Annotated in this window: 15 protein-coding genes and 3 pseudogenes; 11 read left to right on the top strand and 7 right to left on the bottom strand. The window is 52.0% G+C overall.

The features are described from left to right. Nucleotides 1–69: 69 nt before the first annotated feature. The 5 genes from ACTVDO_RS04830 to ACTVDO_RS04810 form a co-directional block, all read right to left on the bottom strand. Entirely contained in the window at nucleotides 70–372 is a 303-nt protein-coding gene (locus ACTVDO_RS04830) for a metal-sulfur cluster assembly factor (RefSeq protein WP_020958891.1), read from the bottom strand. A 21-nt stretch (nucleotides 373–393) separates the two neighbouring features. Beyond that, nucleotides 394–1,644, bottom strand: coding sequence for a hypothetical protein (locus tag ACTVDO_RS04825; protein ID WP_442901144.1), 1,251 nt, complete (start codon nucleotides 1,642–1,644; stop codon nucleotides 394–396). Next, a complete protein-coding gene (locus ACTVDO_RS04820) occupies nucleotides 1,641–1,850 on the bottom strand; it encodes a DUF2249 domain-containing protein (protein WP_020958893.1) in 210 nt (69 codons plus the stop codon). Before ACTVDO_RS04820 ends, ACTVDO_RS04825 begins: the two co-directional genes overlap by 4 nt. Further along, nucleotides 1,847–2,086 (bottom strand): DUF2249 domain-containing protein, encoded by a 240-nt coding sequence (locus ACTVDO_RS04815; protein ID WP_020958894.1) that lies wholly within the window; start codon nucleotides 2,084–2,086, stop codon nucleotides 1,847–1,849. The genes ACTVDO_RS04820 and ACTVDO_RS04815 overlap by 4 nt, the downstream gene beginning before the upstream one ends. 77 nt (nucleotides 2,087–2,163) lie before the next feature. Beyond that, complete coding sequence (locus ACTVDO_RS04810) at nucleotides 2,164–2,856, bottom strand: Crp/Fnr family transcriptional regulator (protein WP_020958895.1); 693 nt, start codon at nucleotides 2,854–2,856, stop codon at nucleotides 2,164–2,166. 232 nt (nucleotides 2,857–3,088) lie between these two features. Here ACTVDO_RS04810 and ACTVDO_RS04805 point away from each other — a divergent pair, with 232 nt between their 5' ends. Continuing rightward, entirely contained in the window at nucleotides 3,089–5,452 is a 2,364-nt protein-coding gene (locus tag ACTVDO_RS04805; protein ID WP_020958896.1) for a nitric-oxide reductase large subunit, read from the top strand. Between the two features lie 63 nt (nucleotides 5,453–5,515). On the opposite strand, the gene ACTVDO_RS04800 is transcribed toward ACTVDO_RS04805, so the two are convergent. Next, the gene (locus ACTVDO_RS04800; RefSeq protein WP_020958897.1) at nucleotides 5,516–5,686 is read right to left on the bottom strand and encodes a hypothetical protein; all 171 of its coding nucleotides are present in this window, start codon (nucleotides 5,684–5,686) and stop codon (nucleotides 5,516–5,518) included. A gap of 128 nt (nucleotides 5,687–5,814) precedes the next feature. On the opposite strand from ACTVDO_RS04800, the gene ACTVDO_RS04795 reads away from it, so the two are divergent. The 9 genes and pseudogenes from ACTVDO_RS04795 to ACTVDO_RS04755 form a co-directional block, all read left to right on the top strand. Next, nucleotides 5,815–6,048 (top strand): DUF2249 domain-containing protein, encoded by a 234-nt coding sequence (locus ACTVDO_RS04795; protein WP_020958898.1) that lies wholly within the window; start codon nucleotides 5,815–5,817, stop codon nucleotides 6,046–6,048. 104 nt (nucleotides 6,049–6,152) lie between these two features. Then, nucleotides 6,153–6,755 carry a molybdenum cofactor guanylyltransferase gene (locus ACTVDO_RS04790; protein WP_442901143.1) on the top strand — a complete coding sequence of 201 codons (603 nt, stop codon included), beginning with the start codon at nucleotides 6,153–6,155 and terminating at the stop codon, nucleotides 6,753–6,755. Nucleotides 6,756–6,937: 182 nt separating this feature from the next. Beyond that, entirely contained in the window at nucleotides 6,938–7,384 is a 447-nt protein-coding gene (locus tag ACTVDO_RS04785) for a carboxymuconolactone decarboxylase family protein (RefSeq protein ID WP_442901189.1), read from the top strand. 168 nt (nucleotides 7,385–7,552) lie between these two features. Beyond that, on the top strand, nucleotides 7,553–8,671 hold the full coding sequence (locus tag ACTVDO_RS04780) for a TIGR04053 family radical SAM/SPASM domain-containing protein (protein WP_020958901.1): 1,119 nt from the start codon (nucleotides 7,553–7,555) through the stop codon (nucleotides 8,669–8,671). A gap of 235 nt (nucleotides 8,672–8,906) precedes the next feature. Further along, nucleotides 8,907–9,125 (top strand): annotated as a pseudogene (locus tag ACTVDO_RS04775) (ABC transporter permease); the annotation flags it as partial. Between the two features lie 361 nt (nucleotides 9,126–9,486). Beyond that, the gene (locus ACTVDO_RS04770) at nucleotides 9,487–10,662 is read left to right on the top strand and encodes an MFS transporter (protein ID WP_020958904.1); all 1,176 of its coding nucleotides are present in this window, start codon (nucleotides 9,487–9,489) and stop codon (nucleotides 10,660–10,662) included. Nucleotides 10,663–10,989: 327 nt separating this feature from the next. Next, nucleotides 10,990–11,340 (top strand): annotated as a pseudogene (locus ACTVDO_RS04765) (multicopper oxidase domain-containing protein); the annotation flags it as partial. 260 nt (nucleotides 11,341–11,600) lie between these two features. After that, nucleotides 11,601–12,737, top strand: a complete 1,137-nt coding sequence (locus tag ACTVDO_RS04760) for an IS110 family transposase (RefSeq protein WP_020959521.1) — start codon at nucleotides 11,601–11,603, stop codon at nucleotides 12,735–12,737. Nucleotides 12,738–12,871: 134 nt separating this feature from the next. Beyond that, nucleotides 12,872–13,594, top strand: a pseudogene (locus ACTVDO_RS04755) (multicopper oxidase domain-containing protein); the annotation flags it as partial. A gap of 157 nt (nucleotides 13,595–13,751) precedes the next feature. Here the strand turns inward: ACTVDO_RS04755 and ilvB are convergent. Further along, complete coding sequence (ilvB, locus tag ACTVDO_RS04750; protein ID WP_020958906.1) at nucleotides 13,752–15,428, bottom strand: biosynthetic-type acetolactate synthase large subunit; 1,677 nt, start codon at nucleotides 15,426–15,428, stop codon at nucleotides 13,752–13,754. Nucleotides 15,429–15,656: 228 nt separating this feature from the next. Here ilvB and ACTVDO_RS04745 point away from each other — a divergent pair, with 228 nt between their 5' ends. Continuing rightward, complete coding sequence (locus ACTVDO_RS04745; protein ID WP_020958907.1) at nucleotides 15,657–16,064, top strand: hemerythrin domain-containing protein; 408 nt, start codon at nucleotides 15,657–15,659, stop codon at nucleotides 16,062–16,064. Nucleotides 16,065–16,072 lie beyond the last annotated feature (8 nt).

Genomic DNA, 16,072 nt, shown 5'->3' with positions numbered 1-16,072 from the left:
TTGTTTGCGAAAAGGGCCGCTCCGTCAGTATGGAAGGGCGGCCCAAGGGGAATCGAAGCGCTGCTTTTTTCAGGCAAAATAGCCAAGCTGCCGGAGCGCTTCTTCGCTCATCCGTTCCGGCGTCCAAGGCGGGTTCCATGTCACTTGGACGCGTACATCGCGGACGCCGTCGATTTGCTCGAGCGCCCGTTTGACGCCGCCGGCGATCGAGTCGTGAAGCGGGCAGCCGGGAGTGGTGAGCGTCATGAGCACATCGATATGGCCATTTTCAATTTGCAAGTCATAAATTAATCCTAAATCGACAACGTTAATGCCAAGCTCCGGATCTATGACCGTTTTCAGCTGTTGAATGGCAAGTTCGCGGACATCCATCGTGTTTTCCTCCTCATTCCTTTATTTTCGAAAGACCGCTAAAATCGTTCCGGCAAAAGCAACGCTTAATCCAGCTAACAATACTTGAGCGATGGCCAACAGCGGCACGCTGGCGACAGCCAGCGCCACAGCCGCCAGCGCCAAGGCGGCGAGCCATAGGCGGCATTGAATGGTGATGGCCCGCTCGTTCATCATTTGTTTTAACGTCGGCACGTTTTGTTGGCCGACTTTTTCGCTGTAACGATGCGTCCACCATAAAAACGGCACGATTTTAAACAAATAGCCGATGATGCTAAAGCCGATCCAGCCGATTGTAGAAAGATAGAGGATGATGCCAAGCCACCGTCCGCTGCCGGCTATGATGGCGATGACGGCGGCCGCGTGCAGCGCAAGGCCGATGGCCACCGCCGTCACGGAAAATTGAAACGGACGGTCAAGCGTTTTTTTCATTCGCTTTTGCAAAATGGCGCGGATATGCCAGGCGAAAACGGCGAATCCGCCCATGAGCAAAGCGGCACCGACCGCAAGCCCTGCCTTGTTTGGCGAGAATAGGCTGGCGAACGCCACCGCAATCCCGCCGGTGTACAGCGCATAGACGTAGCGCGCCGGCCGCAGCGAAAAGCCGTGGGCGAGCGAAAACATCGGCGCCATTTTGTACGAAAAGCCGATGATAAGCAGCGTAAACCAACCGCACAGCCCAAACAGCACATGCAGCCCGAACACCGATTCGTGGCTGTTGGCGCCTGTAGCGGCAAAAAAGTGAAACGCCAGCATCCCCCCGGCGGCTGCCGTCAGCAGCAAAAACAACAGCGATGTGGCGACAAAGAGCGTCATGACGTTTTTCGTTTCTTGCTTTCTCAACGTCATCGCCATTTGCCAGACGAACAAAACGATGCCAAGCAAAAGCAGCAAGCCGGGAAGAAACGCCTGGTTGGGCGCCACCGCCAGGCTTACGGCAAACGCGACAATGCCGGTTGCTGTCACGGCAAATTGCCAAAAGCCGAGCCGCTCGCTCCAAATCGGCGTCAAAAAGGCGACGGGAACGAGTTGATACATCGCCCCCATGGCCGTCATTAAGGCGAACCCGAGCAGGCCGAGGTGGGCCGCCGCCCAGACGAGCGGCAGCCGGAACGTGCCGCCGCTAAGGGCAGGAACGGCCCAAAGCAGCATAAGTTGCGAGACGGCGAACGCTAACACGGCGAACATGATAAACGAAAACGGCAGACGGACGTCTGTTTCCGTTCCCGTGCGAGTAGGAAACACGTTGCTCATCCTTTCGTAATTCGAATTTCGAAGCTGCCGTCTTCGCGTGCGAACGTTTCGTGCCGGTAGCCGAGCTCATCGAGCTGTTCGTACAAAAACATCGGGCGGCGGTCGTTGATGATCGTCAACGTTTCACCTTGATTGAGTTTCGCGAGGGCGGCAAGCGTCCGCATCATCGGTTGCGGCGGCTCCAATCCGCGGTTGTCTAGGATCATTTGTCTCCCCCCTGTTTGGTGAACGTCACTTTCCAATGTTTTTTCTCGATTTGTTCGGCCTCGTACGTAAATCCTTTCGCTTTCATAATCGGAAACAGCGGCAGCGGCTTGAACGGGGCATGCAAAATGAACGTATCGCCCGGCTGCAGCGGCTTAATGGCGTTCATAATCTTTTCAAACGGTTCCCGTTTTTGCCGCAAGTCTTCGCGCACATCGAGTTCGATCGTGACAGCCATGTACATTTCCTCCTTTTTGACTACTATGATAATCATTTTCAACAACCGGTGTTGTGATATGGCTCACACATAGATCGTTAGAAAAAGATTTCTTTTTCCAACCCTTCCTGATCGATCAAATAAAAGCCGTGTTCATCGACATGAATCAACCCTTTTCGTTTCAGCTGGCTTAACGTCCGGCTCACCGTTTCCCGCGCCGTGCCGATCATATTGGCCAGTTCGCGGTTTGTCACATGGGCGGTGAGGCGGTGCCATTTCCCTTGCTTGACGGCGTTCGTGCGCGTCAGCCGCAACAATAGAAGCACGATTTGTTCGTACGTATTATGGAGCACCTGGGCCTCAAGCCGGTTTTGCAAGTCGACGATTTTTTCCCCCATGACGCGAAACAGTTTCATGCATAGCTCAGGACTCGCCATCAGCACTTGCTCGAAATCGTGGATCGGAATGGCGACCAACGTCGCTTCCTCGACCACTTCAGCGTGAGCCGGATACGTGCCTTTTAAGAAAAAGCCGGCGTGCGGAAACATTTCTCCCGTCTGCAAAAGCGAAACGATTTGTTCTTTTCCGCTCAAGTCGGTTTTATAAATTTTCACCGTGCCGGAATGAATGAAATAGACGCGCTCGAGCGGGTCGCCTTGCATAAAGACGAACGTCCGCGGCTTGTAGACGCGCACGTGGGAGATGGCGACAAGCGAGTCGAGCTCGTAATCGGACAGTTCGCGAAACAACGGAACGGTTTTGAGACGGTCTTTCATCCAATGGTTCGCCATGGCGTTCTCTCCTTTGGAAATGTGACAAAAGTGTGACAATTGCCAATGGGACATCGATGCCTTTCTTTTGTTGAAAAGCCGCACCGTTTGGCGCCTTCTGCCTTCATTGTATAAATTCTCACACTTCAAAGCTGTGATATAAATCATAGTGGATGTTTGCCCCCGCTCACAAATCGGTCAAAGCGAAGAGCGCTACAATGGGGACGAACAAACGAGAAGGAGGTTGCGCTACATGGAGATTCAGCGATCCGTTCGCCCCAATGTCCGGCCGGGGCGGCAAACGACCAATAGTTTTCTCAAATCCATTCTTATTTTCACCATTTTAATCAGCTTTACCGTCCTGCTTGTCGGCGGGTATTGGATTTTTAAAGAGATGGCGCCAAGGCCAAAAGAAGTGCGCAGCGAAGACGGTCAAGTGCTGATGACGAAAGAAACGATCATCGGCGGGCAAGCTGTCTTCCAAAAATACGGGCTGATGGATTACGGCACCGTGCTGGGCCACGGGTCGTATATGGGACCGGACTACACAGCCGAAGCGCTCAAAGTTTACACGGAAGGCATGCAAGACTACAAAGCAAACGAGAAATACAACAAGCCGTTTTCCGAGTTAACGGATGAGGAAAAAACGGTCATTCGCGAACAAGTCATCAGCGAAATGCGAAAAAACCGCTATAATCCGGTAACCGATGTGCTGGTGTTAACGGACGCCCAAGTGTACGGGCTTGAAAACGTGCGCGACTATTACCGCGACGTGTTTACGAATGGCGACGGTTGGGGATTGAAAAAAGGATTGATTAAGGAAACCGATATGCCAAAAACGGATCGCGCTTGGGTCGCTGAGGGCGATCAAATCCAACAAATTGCTGACTTTTTCTTCTGGACCGCCTGGCTGTCGAGCACGTTGAGAATTGGCGACGAAATTACGTATACGAACAACTGGCCATATTATGAAGACGCCGGCAATACGATGTCGTTCTCGGCTGTCTGGTGGAGCGGCGCCAGCGTCACGATTTTGATTTTGTTCGTCGGGATCATTTTGTACGTGTTTTACCGCTATCAGTTAGGGATGCAAGAGGCGTATGCGGAAGGGAAGTTTCCGGTTATCGATTTGCGGCGGCAGCCGCTCACCGCTTCGCAAGTGAAAGCGGGCAAATATTTCGTTGTCGTCGCGGCACTGTTCTTCGTGCAAACGATGTTCGGGGCGTTGCTTGCCCACTACTACACCGAGCCGGACAGTTTCTTTGGCATTGATGGGATTTACGACTTGCTGCCGTTTAATATCGCTAAAAGTTACCATTTGCAGTTGGCCATTTTCTGGATCGCAACGGCATGGCTTGGCATGGGAATTTTCGTCGCTCCGCTTGTCGGCGGACAAGAGCCGAAAAAGCAAGGGCTGCTTGTCGATCTCCTGTTTTGGGCGCTTGTCGTCCTTGTCGGCGGCAGCATGATCGGCCAATGGCTCGGCGTCAACGGTTACTTAGGAAACAGCTGGTTCTTGTTTGGCCACCAAGGTTGGGAATACCTTGAACTTGGCCGCGTCTGGCAAATTATTTTAGTCGTGGGCATGCTGCTTTGGCTGTTTATCGTCTTCCGCGGTGTCAAACGCGGGCTGAAGCGGGAAAGCGACAGAGGCGGGCTCATCCACTTGCTGTTTTACTCAGCCATCGCCGTTCCGTTCTTCTACATTTTCGCCTTCTTTATGGAGCCGGATACGAACTTTACGATGGCCGACTTTTGGCGTTGGTGGATCATCCACTTATGGGTGGAAGGGATTTTTGAAGTGTTTGCCGTTGTTGTGATCGGATTCTTGCTCGTGCAAATGCGGCTTGTGACGAAAAAATCGACCGTTCGAGCGCTCTATTTCCAATTTACTCTTTTGTTGGGCAGCGGTGTGATCGGCATCGGACACCACTATTACTACAACGGTTCACCGGAAATTTGGATCGCCCTTGGGGCGGTGTTCTCGGCGCTTGAAGTCATCCCGCTTACACTGCTCATTTTGGAAGCGTACGAACAATACAAAATGATGCGCGACGGCGGGGTCAACTTCCCGTACAAAGCGACGTTCTGGTTCTTAATTTCGACCGCTATTTGGAACTTAGTCGGCGCCGGCGTGCTCGGTTTTCTCATCAACTTGCCGGCTGTCAGCTACTTTGAACACGGGCAGTTTTTAACGCCGGCCCACGGCCACGGGGCGATGATGGGCGTGTATGGCATGTTCGCGATTGCCGTGCTTCTTTACTCGCTGCGCAACATCGTCAAACCGGAAGCATGGAATGACAAATGGCTGAAATTCTCGTGCTGGATGTTAAATATCGGGCTTGCAGGCATGATCGTCATCACGCTTCTTCCGGTCGGGGTGTTGCAAATCAAAGAAGCATTTGTGAACGGCTATTGGGCGTCGCGTTCGCCGTCTTTCCTGCAGCAAGACATCGTGCAAAACTTGTTGCTCATCCGCTTCGTTCCGGATACGATCTTTTTAATCGGCGTCGTCGCCTTGCTTGCCTTTGCGGTGAAAGTGATGTTCCACTTGCGCAAACCGACGCATCGCGAAGGGGAAGAGCTGCCGGTCGTAAACTTAGCTGAAGAAGAGTAAAAACAAACACGCACAGCGGAATCCGCTGTGCGTTTCATTTTGAAACGTTTTCACCAATAAAGATTATCGCCCGTGGCATTCGCTCGTTTCGCTGTTTTCTTTCTCTTTTTGCTTGTCATGGCACGGAAAGCAGTATAACGTCTCTGTTTCCCGGCTGACGACACCGTTTAAAAACCCATGCAGACAATGGATCGGCTTGCCGCATTGCGCGCAAAAGCCAACAAGCTCTTCCAACCGCCATTTCTCCTTTCACAGGGATTGAAAATGTTCACCGTCCGGCTGTGACGCGCGTCACTACCGTCGTAGGCCAAAGCGGCTATGATGAGTATATAATTCATTATACTACAAAGGAGGCCGACGTTATGAGCCAATTTGCCGCAAAAATCCACGCCCCGGACTATCCGCCGCGCGATCGCCATCCGGCGATTTTCCGGCTGTTTGACAGCTTAAAGCCGGGGGAAGTGATGGAACTGGTGAACGACCACGACCCGCGTCCATTGCAATACCAGTTCATGATGGAGCGTCCGGACGAATTTACGTGGGAGTATTTGGAGGAAGGGCCGGACGTATGGCGGGTGGCGATCGGAAAGAAATAACTGCACCGTTTCATCGGGATTTCCGTCTGCAGGCGGAAATCTTTTTTTTTCGACGGTTCGTATGGTACGGTAAAAACAAACGATGTCCGGAAAGGGGAAGGGTGATGAAACCAACCATTGCCGGAGCGGTGCTCGCCGGCGGCCAGTCGCGCCGATTCGGGCGGCCGAAGGCGTTTGCGCTGCACGAAGGCGCGCCGTTTTTCACCTGGTCTGTTGCGGCATTGCGGTCTGTCGCCGATGAACTGTATATCGTCAGCCACCCGTCGCTTGTCGATGAATTCCGCCGGCAAACGGACATCCCGGTGTTGCTTGACGTGGAGCGCTGCCGCGGCTGTGGGCCGCTTGCCGGCATTTACACCGTGATGGAACAGAGCCAGGCGGATTGGGTGTTCGTCCTGCCGTGCGACATGCCGTACATGCGGCAGGAAGTGACGAATCGGCTTGTTTCCTATATCGATCCGATGGTTGATGCCATCGTCCCGCTCCATGGCGGCCGTCCGGAGCCATTGGTCGCCTTATACCACCGGCGGCTCAGCCCTGTGATCGCCGAGCTGCTTGATATCGGTGAACGGCGGATGACGGCGCTCCTTGAACGGATTCGCGTCCGGTATATTGACACGAATCAGCTCGGTGTCGAGGAGAAAGTGTGGCACAATGTGAATACACAACAACAATACGAAAGCCGCTCAGATAGATGCTGCTTTTGATAGGCGGCTTGCCTTCGTTGGCATTATCGTGGGCCGACGGTGAAAGAAGAGGAAAGGCGTATAGATCCACCGCTGTGTAATTTTCGCTGGCATCGAAAGGAAGTGGTGCGTTCTATACTAGGGCTGAAGAGGGGGATCAAGGTAAGTGCGGAGAAAATTGTCTAAAAAGGAGGAGAACGGTGATGACCCTGCGCTTCAATTACCGTATTGAAAACCCAGAAGCATTTGAAACCCTAACTAAACTAGAGGAATTTATGAACAAGAGTGGGCTCGACAAAACGCTCTATGAGCTAATTAAAATTCGTGCCTCACAAATTAACGGATGCGCCTTTTGTGTAGATATGCACACTAGGGATTTACGAAACATGGGAGAAACTGCACAACGTATTAATTTAATTAGCGTTTGGCGTGAAGCTTACGACATTTTTTCTGAGAAAGAAAAGGCGGTACTGGAATTAACCGAAGCAGTTACGCTTATTTCAAATAATGGGGTTCCCCAACATTTGTATGAAAAGGTTCGCCAGTTTTTTAGTGAAAAGGAATACGTAGACTTAATTATGGCGATTAACACCATTAACTGTTGGAATAGAATGGCGATTTCAACAGGTATGTATCCGGGCTGCTTTTAATCATTTTTTGTTGCAGCTGAGGATCTGTCGCCACATCCGATCGTACACGCGGCCGTCGTCTTCATTCAAGGTGCGATCGCCATCTGTTGTGGCCTCGCTGCGGATGTGATGGATATCACATAATGCGCCTAAGTGTTGCGGTACAATGGAGGCCGAGGAGGGGACATGATGCGCGATTTCAATGAAAACCCGTTTATCGTTATTTGGGAGTTGACGAGGGCGTGTCAATTAAAATGCCTTCATTGCCGCGCCGAAGCGCAATATCATCGCGATCCGCGCGAGTTGACGTTTGAGGAAGGGAAAAAGCTGATCGATGACATTTACGAGATGGATCAGCCGATGCTCGTCTTTACGGGAGGCGATCCGCTCATGCGGCCGGATGTGTACGATTTGGCGAAATATGCGATCGACAAAGGATTGCGCGTGTCGATGACGCCGAGCGCGACGCCGAACGTGACGAAAGAAGCGATCCGCAAGGCGAAAGAAGTCGGCTTGTCGCGCTGGGCGTTCAGTCTTGACGGGCCGAATGCCGAGATTCACGACCATTTCCGCGGCACGAGCGGCTCATTCGATTTGACGATCCGCGCGATTCACTACTTGCATGAACTTGACATTCCCGTGCAAATCAACACCGTCATTTCGCGGTACAATGTTCATGTGCTTGACGAGATGGTGGCGCTCGTCGAGAAGTTAAAATGCGTCCTTTGGAGCGTCTTTTTCCTTGTGCCGACAGGCAGGGGAAAAGAGGAGGATATGATTTCTCCGGTTGAGCATGAGCGGGTGTTCCGCTGGCTGTATGAAACGAGCAAGCGCGTTCCGTTTGACATCAAAACAACGGCAGGCCAGCATTACCGCCGCGTCGTGCTGCAGGCGAAAATGCGCGAAGGAAAAGCGGCGAAAGGCGGCATCCGTTACGAAGACGTGTTGAACCAAGGGTTGACCGGGCAGGTCGACGGGCTCGGCCGCGCGCCGAAAGGGGTAAACGACGGCAACGGTTTCGTCTTCATTTCCCATATCGGCGACGTCTACCCGAGCGGGCTGCTGCCGGTGAAGGCAGGGAACGTCCGGGAAACGCCGCTTGCGGACATTTACCGACACTCGCCGATTTTCCAAGATTTGCGCAATCCGGACAAATACAAAGGGAAATGCGGCGTTTGCGAGTTTCGCCATGTGTGCGGCGGCTCGCGCTCGCGGGCGTACGCGGTGACTGGCGACTATTTGGAAAGCGAGCCGTATTGTGTTTACATTCCAAAGGCGCTGCGGACAAAAGAGCGCAGTCAATTGTAAAGGGGCGGTGAAAACCGGCCGGTTCTTCTAAAATGGCGGCGCCGCCGCGTTCGCGGGACGGCGCCCGGGTGCACGCGGCGGACGTTGGTGATGTGTCCGAAACATACGGGGAAGGGGGAAGGCGCCCTTCCCCGTTTTCGCTGTTTAGCGCGAAACATCATTGGCGTTCTAAGTTGACGATAAACGTTTCCGGCCCTGTCGGTGTTAAGCTTCCCCCTTTCGGTTCAAGGCTCGCTTTAACGAGTCGACAGCCGCGCTGTTGTCGCCGGACGTCCGGGCGCTGGGGATCGTCACCGTCGAACAGACCGCTGGCGCCATCGCCGGTCCTTTGCCATTTTCGCAAAGTTTGCTGCTCATTTGGCCGCAGGCGACCGCCTTGATCGCGGCCACTCTCATCTGCTTTGCGGCGGCTTATTTGTTATTTGTGAGGCAGGAAATCCGGGCGCACGGGTGAGAACGGGCATGGCCTTTTCCGGTTTCCGTGGTCGATGGTGCATGGCGCCGGCACTTTGCGCGGGGCGGGGATGTTTGGAAAGCCTTGAACGCGGCAAAAAACGTGCTTCACCTAATCGACTGCATCCGTTCCTTGGTAGGAACGGATTTTTTTATGGCTGTTTTTGTCATACATGCGCCGCTTGGGCAAGAAAACAATATAATGATGAAAAGCCATTTTTGACAAAAACGTGACAGCAACTTTGACGAAACGGTGACAACAACGGCAAATGTGATAAACCTCACAAATCTATTTTCCGTGCCTGCGTATGATGGAATTACAAACAAAGCCACATATTTTGAAGGTTAGGGAGGGGCTTTTCATGAATAAACAAAAGGCGTTGTTGCCGATCACAACGTTGGCAATGACATTTTCATTCGCTGTATGGGCCGTCTTTTCACCGCTCGCGAGTACATTCCAAGAAATGTATGGACTGACATCGACACAAAAAAGCATTTTGGTCGCCATTCCGGTGCTGCTCGGCTCGATCATGCGTTTGCCGCTTGGCATTTGGACGGACCGGATCGGCGGGAGAAGGCTGTTTTCGCTGTTGCTGTTGTTTTTAATCATTCCGCTTGTTGGGGCAGGGTTTGCTGATTCATATGCGATGCTCATGTTTTGGGCGTTTTTCATCGGCATGGCCGGAACGTCGTTTTCGATCTCGGTGACGTTTGTGTCTCGCTTGACTCCGCCGGAAAAACAAGGGACAGCGCTCGGGATTAACGCGATGGGGAACTTCGGCACGGCGGTCGCCAGCTTTTCCGTTCCATCGATTGCCGCGGCGTTCGGTGTACCGTGGGCGTTTTGGGGGATGATCATCCCGGTTGTCATCATGCTTGTTCTCGTTTGGTTTTTCACACCGGATATGCCGAAGCCAAAACAGCAAAAAACGATGCGCGAATCGCTGTCGGTGCTCAAATATAAACATACGTGGACGCTGTCGCTCTTTTACTTCGTTACGTTTGGGGCGTTCGTTGCCTTTGGCATTTACTTGCCGTCGTTGCTTGTGGATTTGTACGGTTTGACACCGGTCGATGCCGGAATGCGCGCAGCCGGGTTTACGGTTATCGCGACGCTCGCCCGGCCGATCGGCGGCTACCTTGGTGATAAAATCGGTGCTGAACGGGTATTGACGTTTGTGTACGCTGGGATGACGCTCGGCGCCTTAACGGTCGCGTTTGGAATGGAAAACATTTGGGTGATGACAGTGGCTTGCCTGCTGCTCGCGGCAATGTCTGGGTTAGGCAACGGTGCAGTTTTCAAGCTCGTTCCGCAGCTGTTCCCGGCTGAGACAGGTGCGGTCACCGGTCTTGTTGGCGCCTGGGGCGGACTTGGCGGCTTTTTCCCGCCGATTTTAATGGGAATCATTAAAGACGCAACCGGCTCATACGCGCTTGGTTTCATGCTTCTTGGCTTGTTTACCTTGATCTGCTTCTTGCTCAACCGAGTCGTGTTTGGCAAAAAGGCGGGCGAACCGGTGAAACGGTACGCGTCGTAAAGACAATATCATAGTTCGGAAACCAAAGAGGCCAAAGGCACATGCTTTTGGCCTTTTGTTATCATCTCTTGATGTGCGCTGTCACAGGATACAAAAATGCCTGCCTATCCGACACGATGTAGCGGGTCAATAAGAGGGAGGGGGCCTCCGTTTTCTGGCAGCCAACATGAAAACGTTCCTTACGATTGCTACCTTGCGAAACTGTATTGTTCATTATTTCACAAACCATTCAAACATGACCGCCTGCCGGTGATACAAATCACTAGGGGAAAAGTGGAGATGCCGTACCCTAAAGGTGTAGACGATATCACTTAAGGGGGAAGAACGATGAACCGAAAGATGTCTTCGCTGTTGTCCGTCGCGTTGGCTGCTTCGCTTTTGGCCGCATGCAGCAATGGGGGAGGGGAGGCAAAGGCGGAAAATAAAAATGGAACAGCGGCCTCTGCGCAACAGTCTGCCGAAAACGTGTTAGCCGCTCATCAAGGAGTCAACCAAGCGCCGGTGCCGTTGAAAATGGAGCGGATCGGCCCGCATGATGTCCGCGTTGAAATGACGGCGCAAATCACTGATATTGAAATTGACAAAGGGAAAATGTATAAAGCATGGACGTTTAACGGTCAAGCGCCAGGGCCGCTCGTCGTCGTCAATGAAGGGGACACAATCCACTTTACATTAAAAACATCCATGAGTAAATTTTACTCCCCACCCAGGCATGAAAATCCATCTCTCTTTCCATAATGGAGGATGAACGCAAACAGTTTGGAAAGACGTGCTTTTTAATGGTGGTTCGACCCTGTACAAAAAACTGTTTGAGTCCATTTGGTGTTCCACCCATTGTAAGCCCTTTTCATTTGGAAAAGGTGACTACGAACAGAAAAATGCCTAACGAACAAGTGGACTCACTGTTTGCGAATTCATCAATGGAAGGAGTCCGGATCATGGATGTGCTTTATCATCGTTGCGCAGGTTTAGATGTTCATGCCAAAACGATTGTCGTTTGTGCGCTTTGGGGAGAAGAAGACCACATTCAAAAGGAGATCGAAACGTTTTCGACGTTTACCAAAGACTTGTTTCGCCTCCTGAAATGGCTCGAGGATCGAGAAATCACTCATCTAGCGATGGAGAGTACGGGGGTTTACTGGAAACCGGTCTTTAACATTTTAGAGGACTACTTTGACATTACCTTGGCCAACGCTCAGCGAATCAAGAATGTCCCAGGGAGAAAAACGGATGTATCCGATGCGGAATGGATCGCTAAATTATTGCGTTATGGACTGATTGAAAAGAGTTTTGTGCCACCCGCGCCAATTCGAGAATTGCGGGACTTGACCCGTTTACGCAAAAAGTGGGTGGGTCAATTGATTGCGGAAAAAAACCGAATTCATAAAGTATTGGAGTGTTCCAATATCAAGCTGGGTACGGTGATTTCCGACATCTTCGGAGTATCGGGCCGAAAACTCTTGACCCGTTTAATGGAACAGGGGTACATCGAAGAAGCCGATATCGACGCTTGCCTTCACGGAAGAATGAAAGGGAAAAAGCAACAAATTCAGGAATCGCTCTTTGGGACATTAACCGAACATGAGTTGTTCATGATTCGCCAATCGTGGAAGCACATCGAGTATTTGGAAAGCTTGATTCAGGAGATGGACCAACGCATCGACCATCTCTTACAACCGTATCAACAGGAAGTGGATCTTCTGATGACGATTCCTGGAGTGAAAAAGGAAACCGCCGCCGTCATCATCGCCGAAATCGGAGTGGATATGGGACAGTTCCCGACACCGCAGCGCCTCGCTTCTTGGGCTGGGGTGGCCCCGGGAAATCACGAAAGCGCTGGAAAACGCAAAAGTACACGAACGGTAAAGGGGAATCCTCATATTAAATCCGCGTTATGCGAGGCGGCATGGGCGTTATCCCGATGCAGGAATCAACCGTTGGCGGCGAAATTTTGGTCATTGGCGGCTCGCCGGGGAAAGAAAAAAGCACTCGTTGCGATCGCGCACCGAATGCTTGTCACCATTTACTGCATGCTTTCCCGAAAAGAACCGTTTTGGGGACCACAAGTAAGTTAGTATAGCCAAAATGAATACAGAATATACGAGATGCCTAAAAATAAGGCACCTCTGCTTTCCTGTTGTCTTTTTTGGCCATTTGTAGTGTATCCAAACTGATCACAGGATATACAGAGTTGACCGGGTTTTATGGATTTTCACAGAAAAATATGGATCCGGTCATCCCGCACAGCATGGATTTCCATGCCGTCCACGCTGCTCCGTCCGAAGATTTTATTGATGTGATGCCAAACGAATCGGGAACGTTCACGTATCCGGCGAACAAACCGGGTGTGTTTATGTACCATTGCGGCACGAAGCCAGTGTTGCAGCATATCGCCAACGGCATGCACGGTGTGATCATCGTCAAGCCGAAAAACGGCTATCCGACCGATAAAGAAGTCGACCGCGAATATGTGCTCATCCAAAACGAGTGGTACAAATATAACGATATGAATGACTTCCAAAACGGAGTGCCAAGCTACGTCGCTTTCTCGACGAAAGCGCTGAAGCCTGGTGACCTGAACACAAACGGGGATACGTTCACGCTGAAAGAAAAACCGTTGCTTGCGAAAGTCGGCGAGAAAATTCGCTTGTATGTCAATAACGTTGGCCCGAACGAGGTGAGTTCGTTCCACGTCGTCGGCACTGTCTTCGATGATGTGTATCTTGACGGCAACCCGAGCAATCATCTAAAGGGAATGCAAACGGTGATGCTTCCGGCAAGCGGCGGCGCGGTTGTCGAATTTACCGTCACCAAACCGGGAACGTACCCGATCGTCACTCATCAGTTTAACCATGCACAAAAAGGAGCCGTCGCCACGCTGAAAGTCACAGAAACCGGTGAAGACGACGGCGCGGAAACAAGCGGACATTAATGTTCCCCCGTTTCCCCAAACGGGAGATGGCCGCCCAAAGCCCTATAGCTCTTATTATACGGCGGCAAAAAGAAAAAGAAGTGATTCGCATCACAACCGACAAGAAAAAAGAGCGTCCGGCAGGCCGCAAACAACGGCCGGTCGGGCGCTCTTCCCATCAGCGCGCCAAAATAGCTTGGTCGTTGCTTTGCCCAGGGGGAACGATCGGATAAACGTTTTCTTCCTCGGCGATGTTAAAATCAAGCAAGACCGGTCCATTGTGCGCTAACGCTTTTTTGATGATCGCCTCTGCCTCTGCTTCCGAGTCGGCCGCATACCCGGCCGCCCCGTATGCCCCGGCCAGCTTAGCAAAATCAGGCGAAGTAATTTTCACGGCTGAATAGCGCCCTTGGTAAAACAGTTCCTGCCACTGGCGCACCATCCCCAAATACCCGTTGTTTAATACGGCGATTTTAATCGGGAGGTTGTGTGCAACAGCCGTCAACATTTCTTGAAGATTCATTTGAAAACTGCCGTCCCCGGTCACACAAATGACCGTTTGGCCCGGCGCAGCGACAGCGGCGCCGATGGCTGCCGGGAGGCCGTACCCCATCGTCCCGAGTCCGCCGGACGTTAAAAAGGACCGCGGTTTGGTAAAGGCATAATGATGGGCTGTCCATATTTGGTGTTGGCCGACGTCGGTGACCACAATCGCCTCGTCTCCTGCGAGAGCTGAAAGCATTTGGATGACTTTTTGCGGCTTTAGGCGGCTTGCAGACGTATCGAAGCGGGGCACCGTCCGCCGCCACTGTGTCGCTTCCGCCACCCAGTCTTTCGTATGTTCCCGGATGAGTGGATAGCGGAGCCGATCGATTAAAGAATGGAAAAATTGTTTCGCATCCCCGACAATCGGAAGGTCGACACGGATGTTTTTGTTAATCTCGGAAGCGTCAATATCGACATGAATTTTTTTCGATTTTGGCGAAAATCCGCTCATTTTTCCCGTCACCCGGTCGCTGAAGCGCACGCCGGCGCAAATGAGCAAGTCGCATTGATGGACCGCTTTATTGGCCGCATAAGTCCCGTGCATGCCGAGCATTCCTAAGTATAACGGATTTTGAGCGAAAGCGCCAATTCCCATCAACGAGCTGACAACGGGGATTTGGCCTTTTATGGCCACCTCGCGCACCAGTTCCGAGGCGCCGGAGCTGATGACCCCACCGCCGATAAACAAGACCGGTTTTTTGGCGCTTTCAATGGCGGCAATGGCGGCTTCCAACGATTTTTTCGGTATTTTCTTCGGTTTCGGGAGTGAAGCTTTTGGCATCGGGTAGGACGCCGTCGCCTCCTGGCGGAGAAGATGAGTTGGAATTTCCACCGTCACCGGCCCTGGTCTTCCACTTAGCGCAATTTCATAGGCGTGCTGGATGGTTGATGGGATGCCGCTGATTTCGTTCACTTGCAAATGGTATTTCGTAACCGGTGTGCAAAGGCTAAACACATCGAGGTCAGGAGCATACAAGTCGTTTTCCGGAGAGGGACGCGTGACAATGATAAGCAATGGGACGGAGTCGCTTAATGCGGTTGCGATTCCGGTAATACCGTTTGTGATTCCGCCCCCTGCCCCGATGATCGCCACTCCTAATTTCCCCGAAGCACGCGCATACCCGTCCGCCGCATGAACAGCCGCTTGTTCGTGCTTCATTTCGATATACGACAGGCGGGAGGAGGTTTCGAGTGCTTGGCGAACCGGCAATGTGCTGTCATGGCAGCAGCCAAATACGCGGCTGATTCCTTGAACGGCTAATGATTGTACTAGTACATCGACTCCGAGGCGGATCGGAGGATGCAACATTTCGCCACCTTCTTTCTCACTTTTTCCTCATTTTAAACAACTTGTGTACAGATTGTATGCGAACTCCGTCACACCACAAGTTGCTCTCGGTAGAAATTGAGGGGGAGCGCATTAGGGAAAAGGAGCTTCTTTTCCTTTCCCCTCCCTATTCGGCATAACATACCTACTGTTTGGAAAACATAGGTTAATAAAGGGGAAATATAGGTATTCAGGAAGTGAGGTGATCAAATGGGCGGCCCATCGCTGCGAAAGTTGGACGCGCATCGCTCCATTCATCATGGGGCATTTGCTGAGGCGAAACGTCTGACCGATTTGCTGGAAAAACTGTATGACGAGCGGCGCAGCGAGCATCTTGCTGAGGTGGCGGATGCGCTTGCCGAACATTGGGAAAAACGGGTCATTGCCCACGCCGAGGCCGAAGAGGAAGGGTTTTACCGTGAAAAGGCCGGAGAGGGAGAAGATCTGGCTGAAACGGTTGCACGGTTAAAACGTGACCATGACCTTATGAGAAAATTGATTGCCGAAATACGGGAGCGGCTGCCTGAACAGGTCGATGGCGAGGTGCTAACCCGTTTTCACGCCTTGCTTCACATCAATCGCATCCATAGTGCCGATGAGGAAAGTCTGCTCTTTTAAATTTGGAC

Source organism: Geobacillus sp. BK01, assembly GCF_052220245.1.
Classification (GTDB): domain Bacteria; phylum Bacillota; class Bacilli; order Bacillales; family Anoxybacillaceae; genus Geobacillus.
The sequence above is the reverse complement of the archived record's forward strand: the minus strand, read 5'-3'. Positions and strand labels throughout refer to the sequence as shown.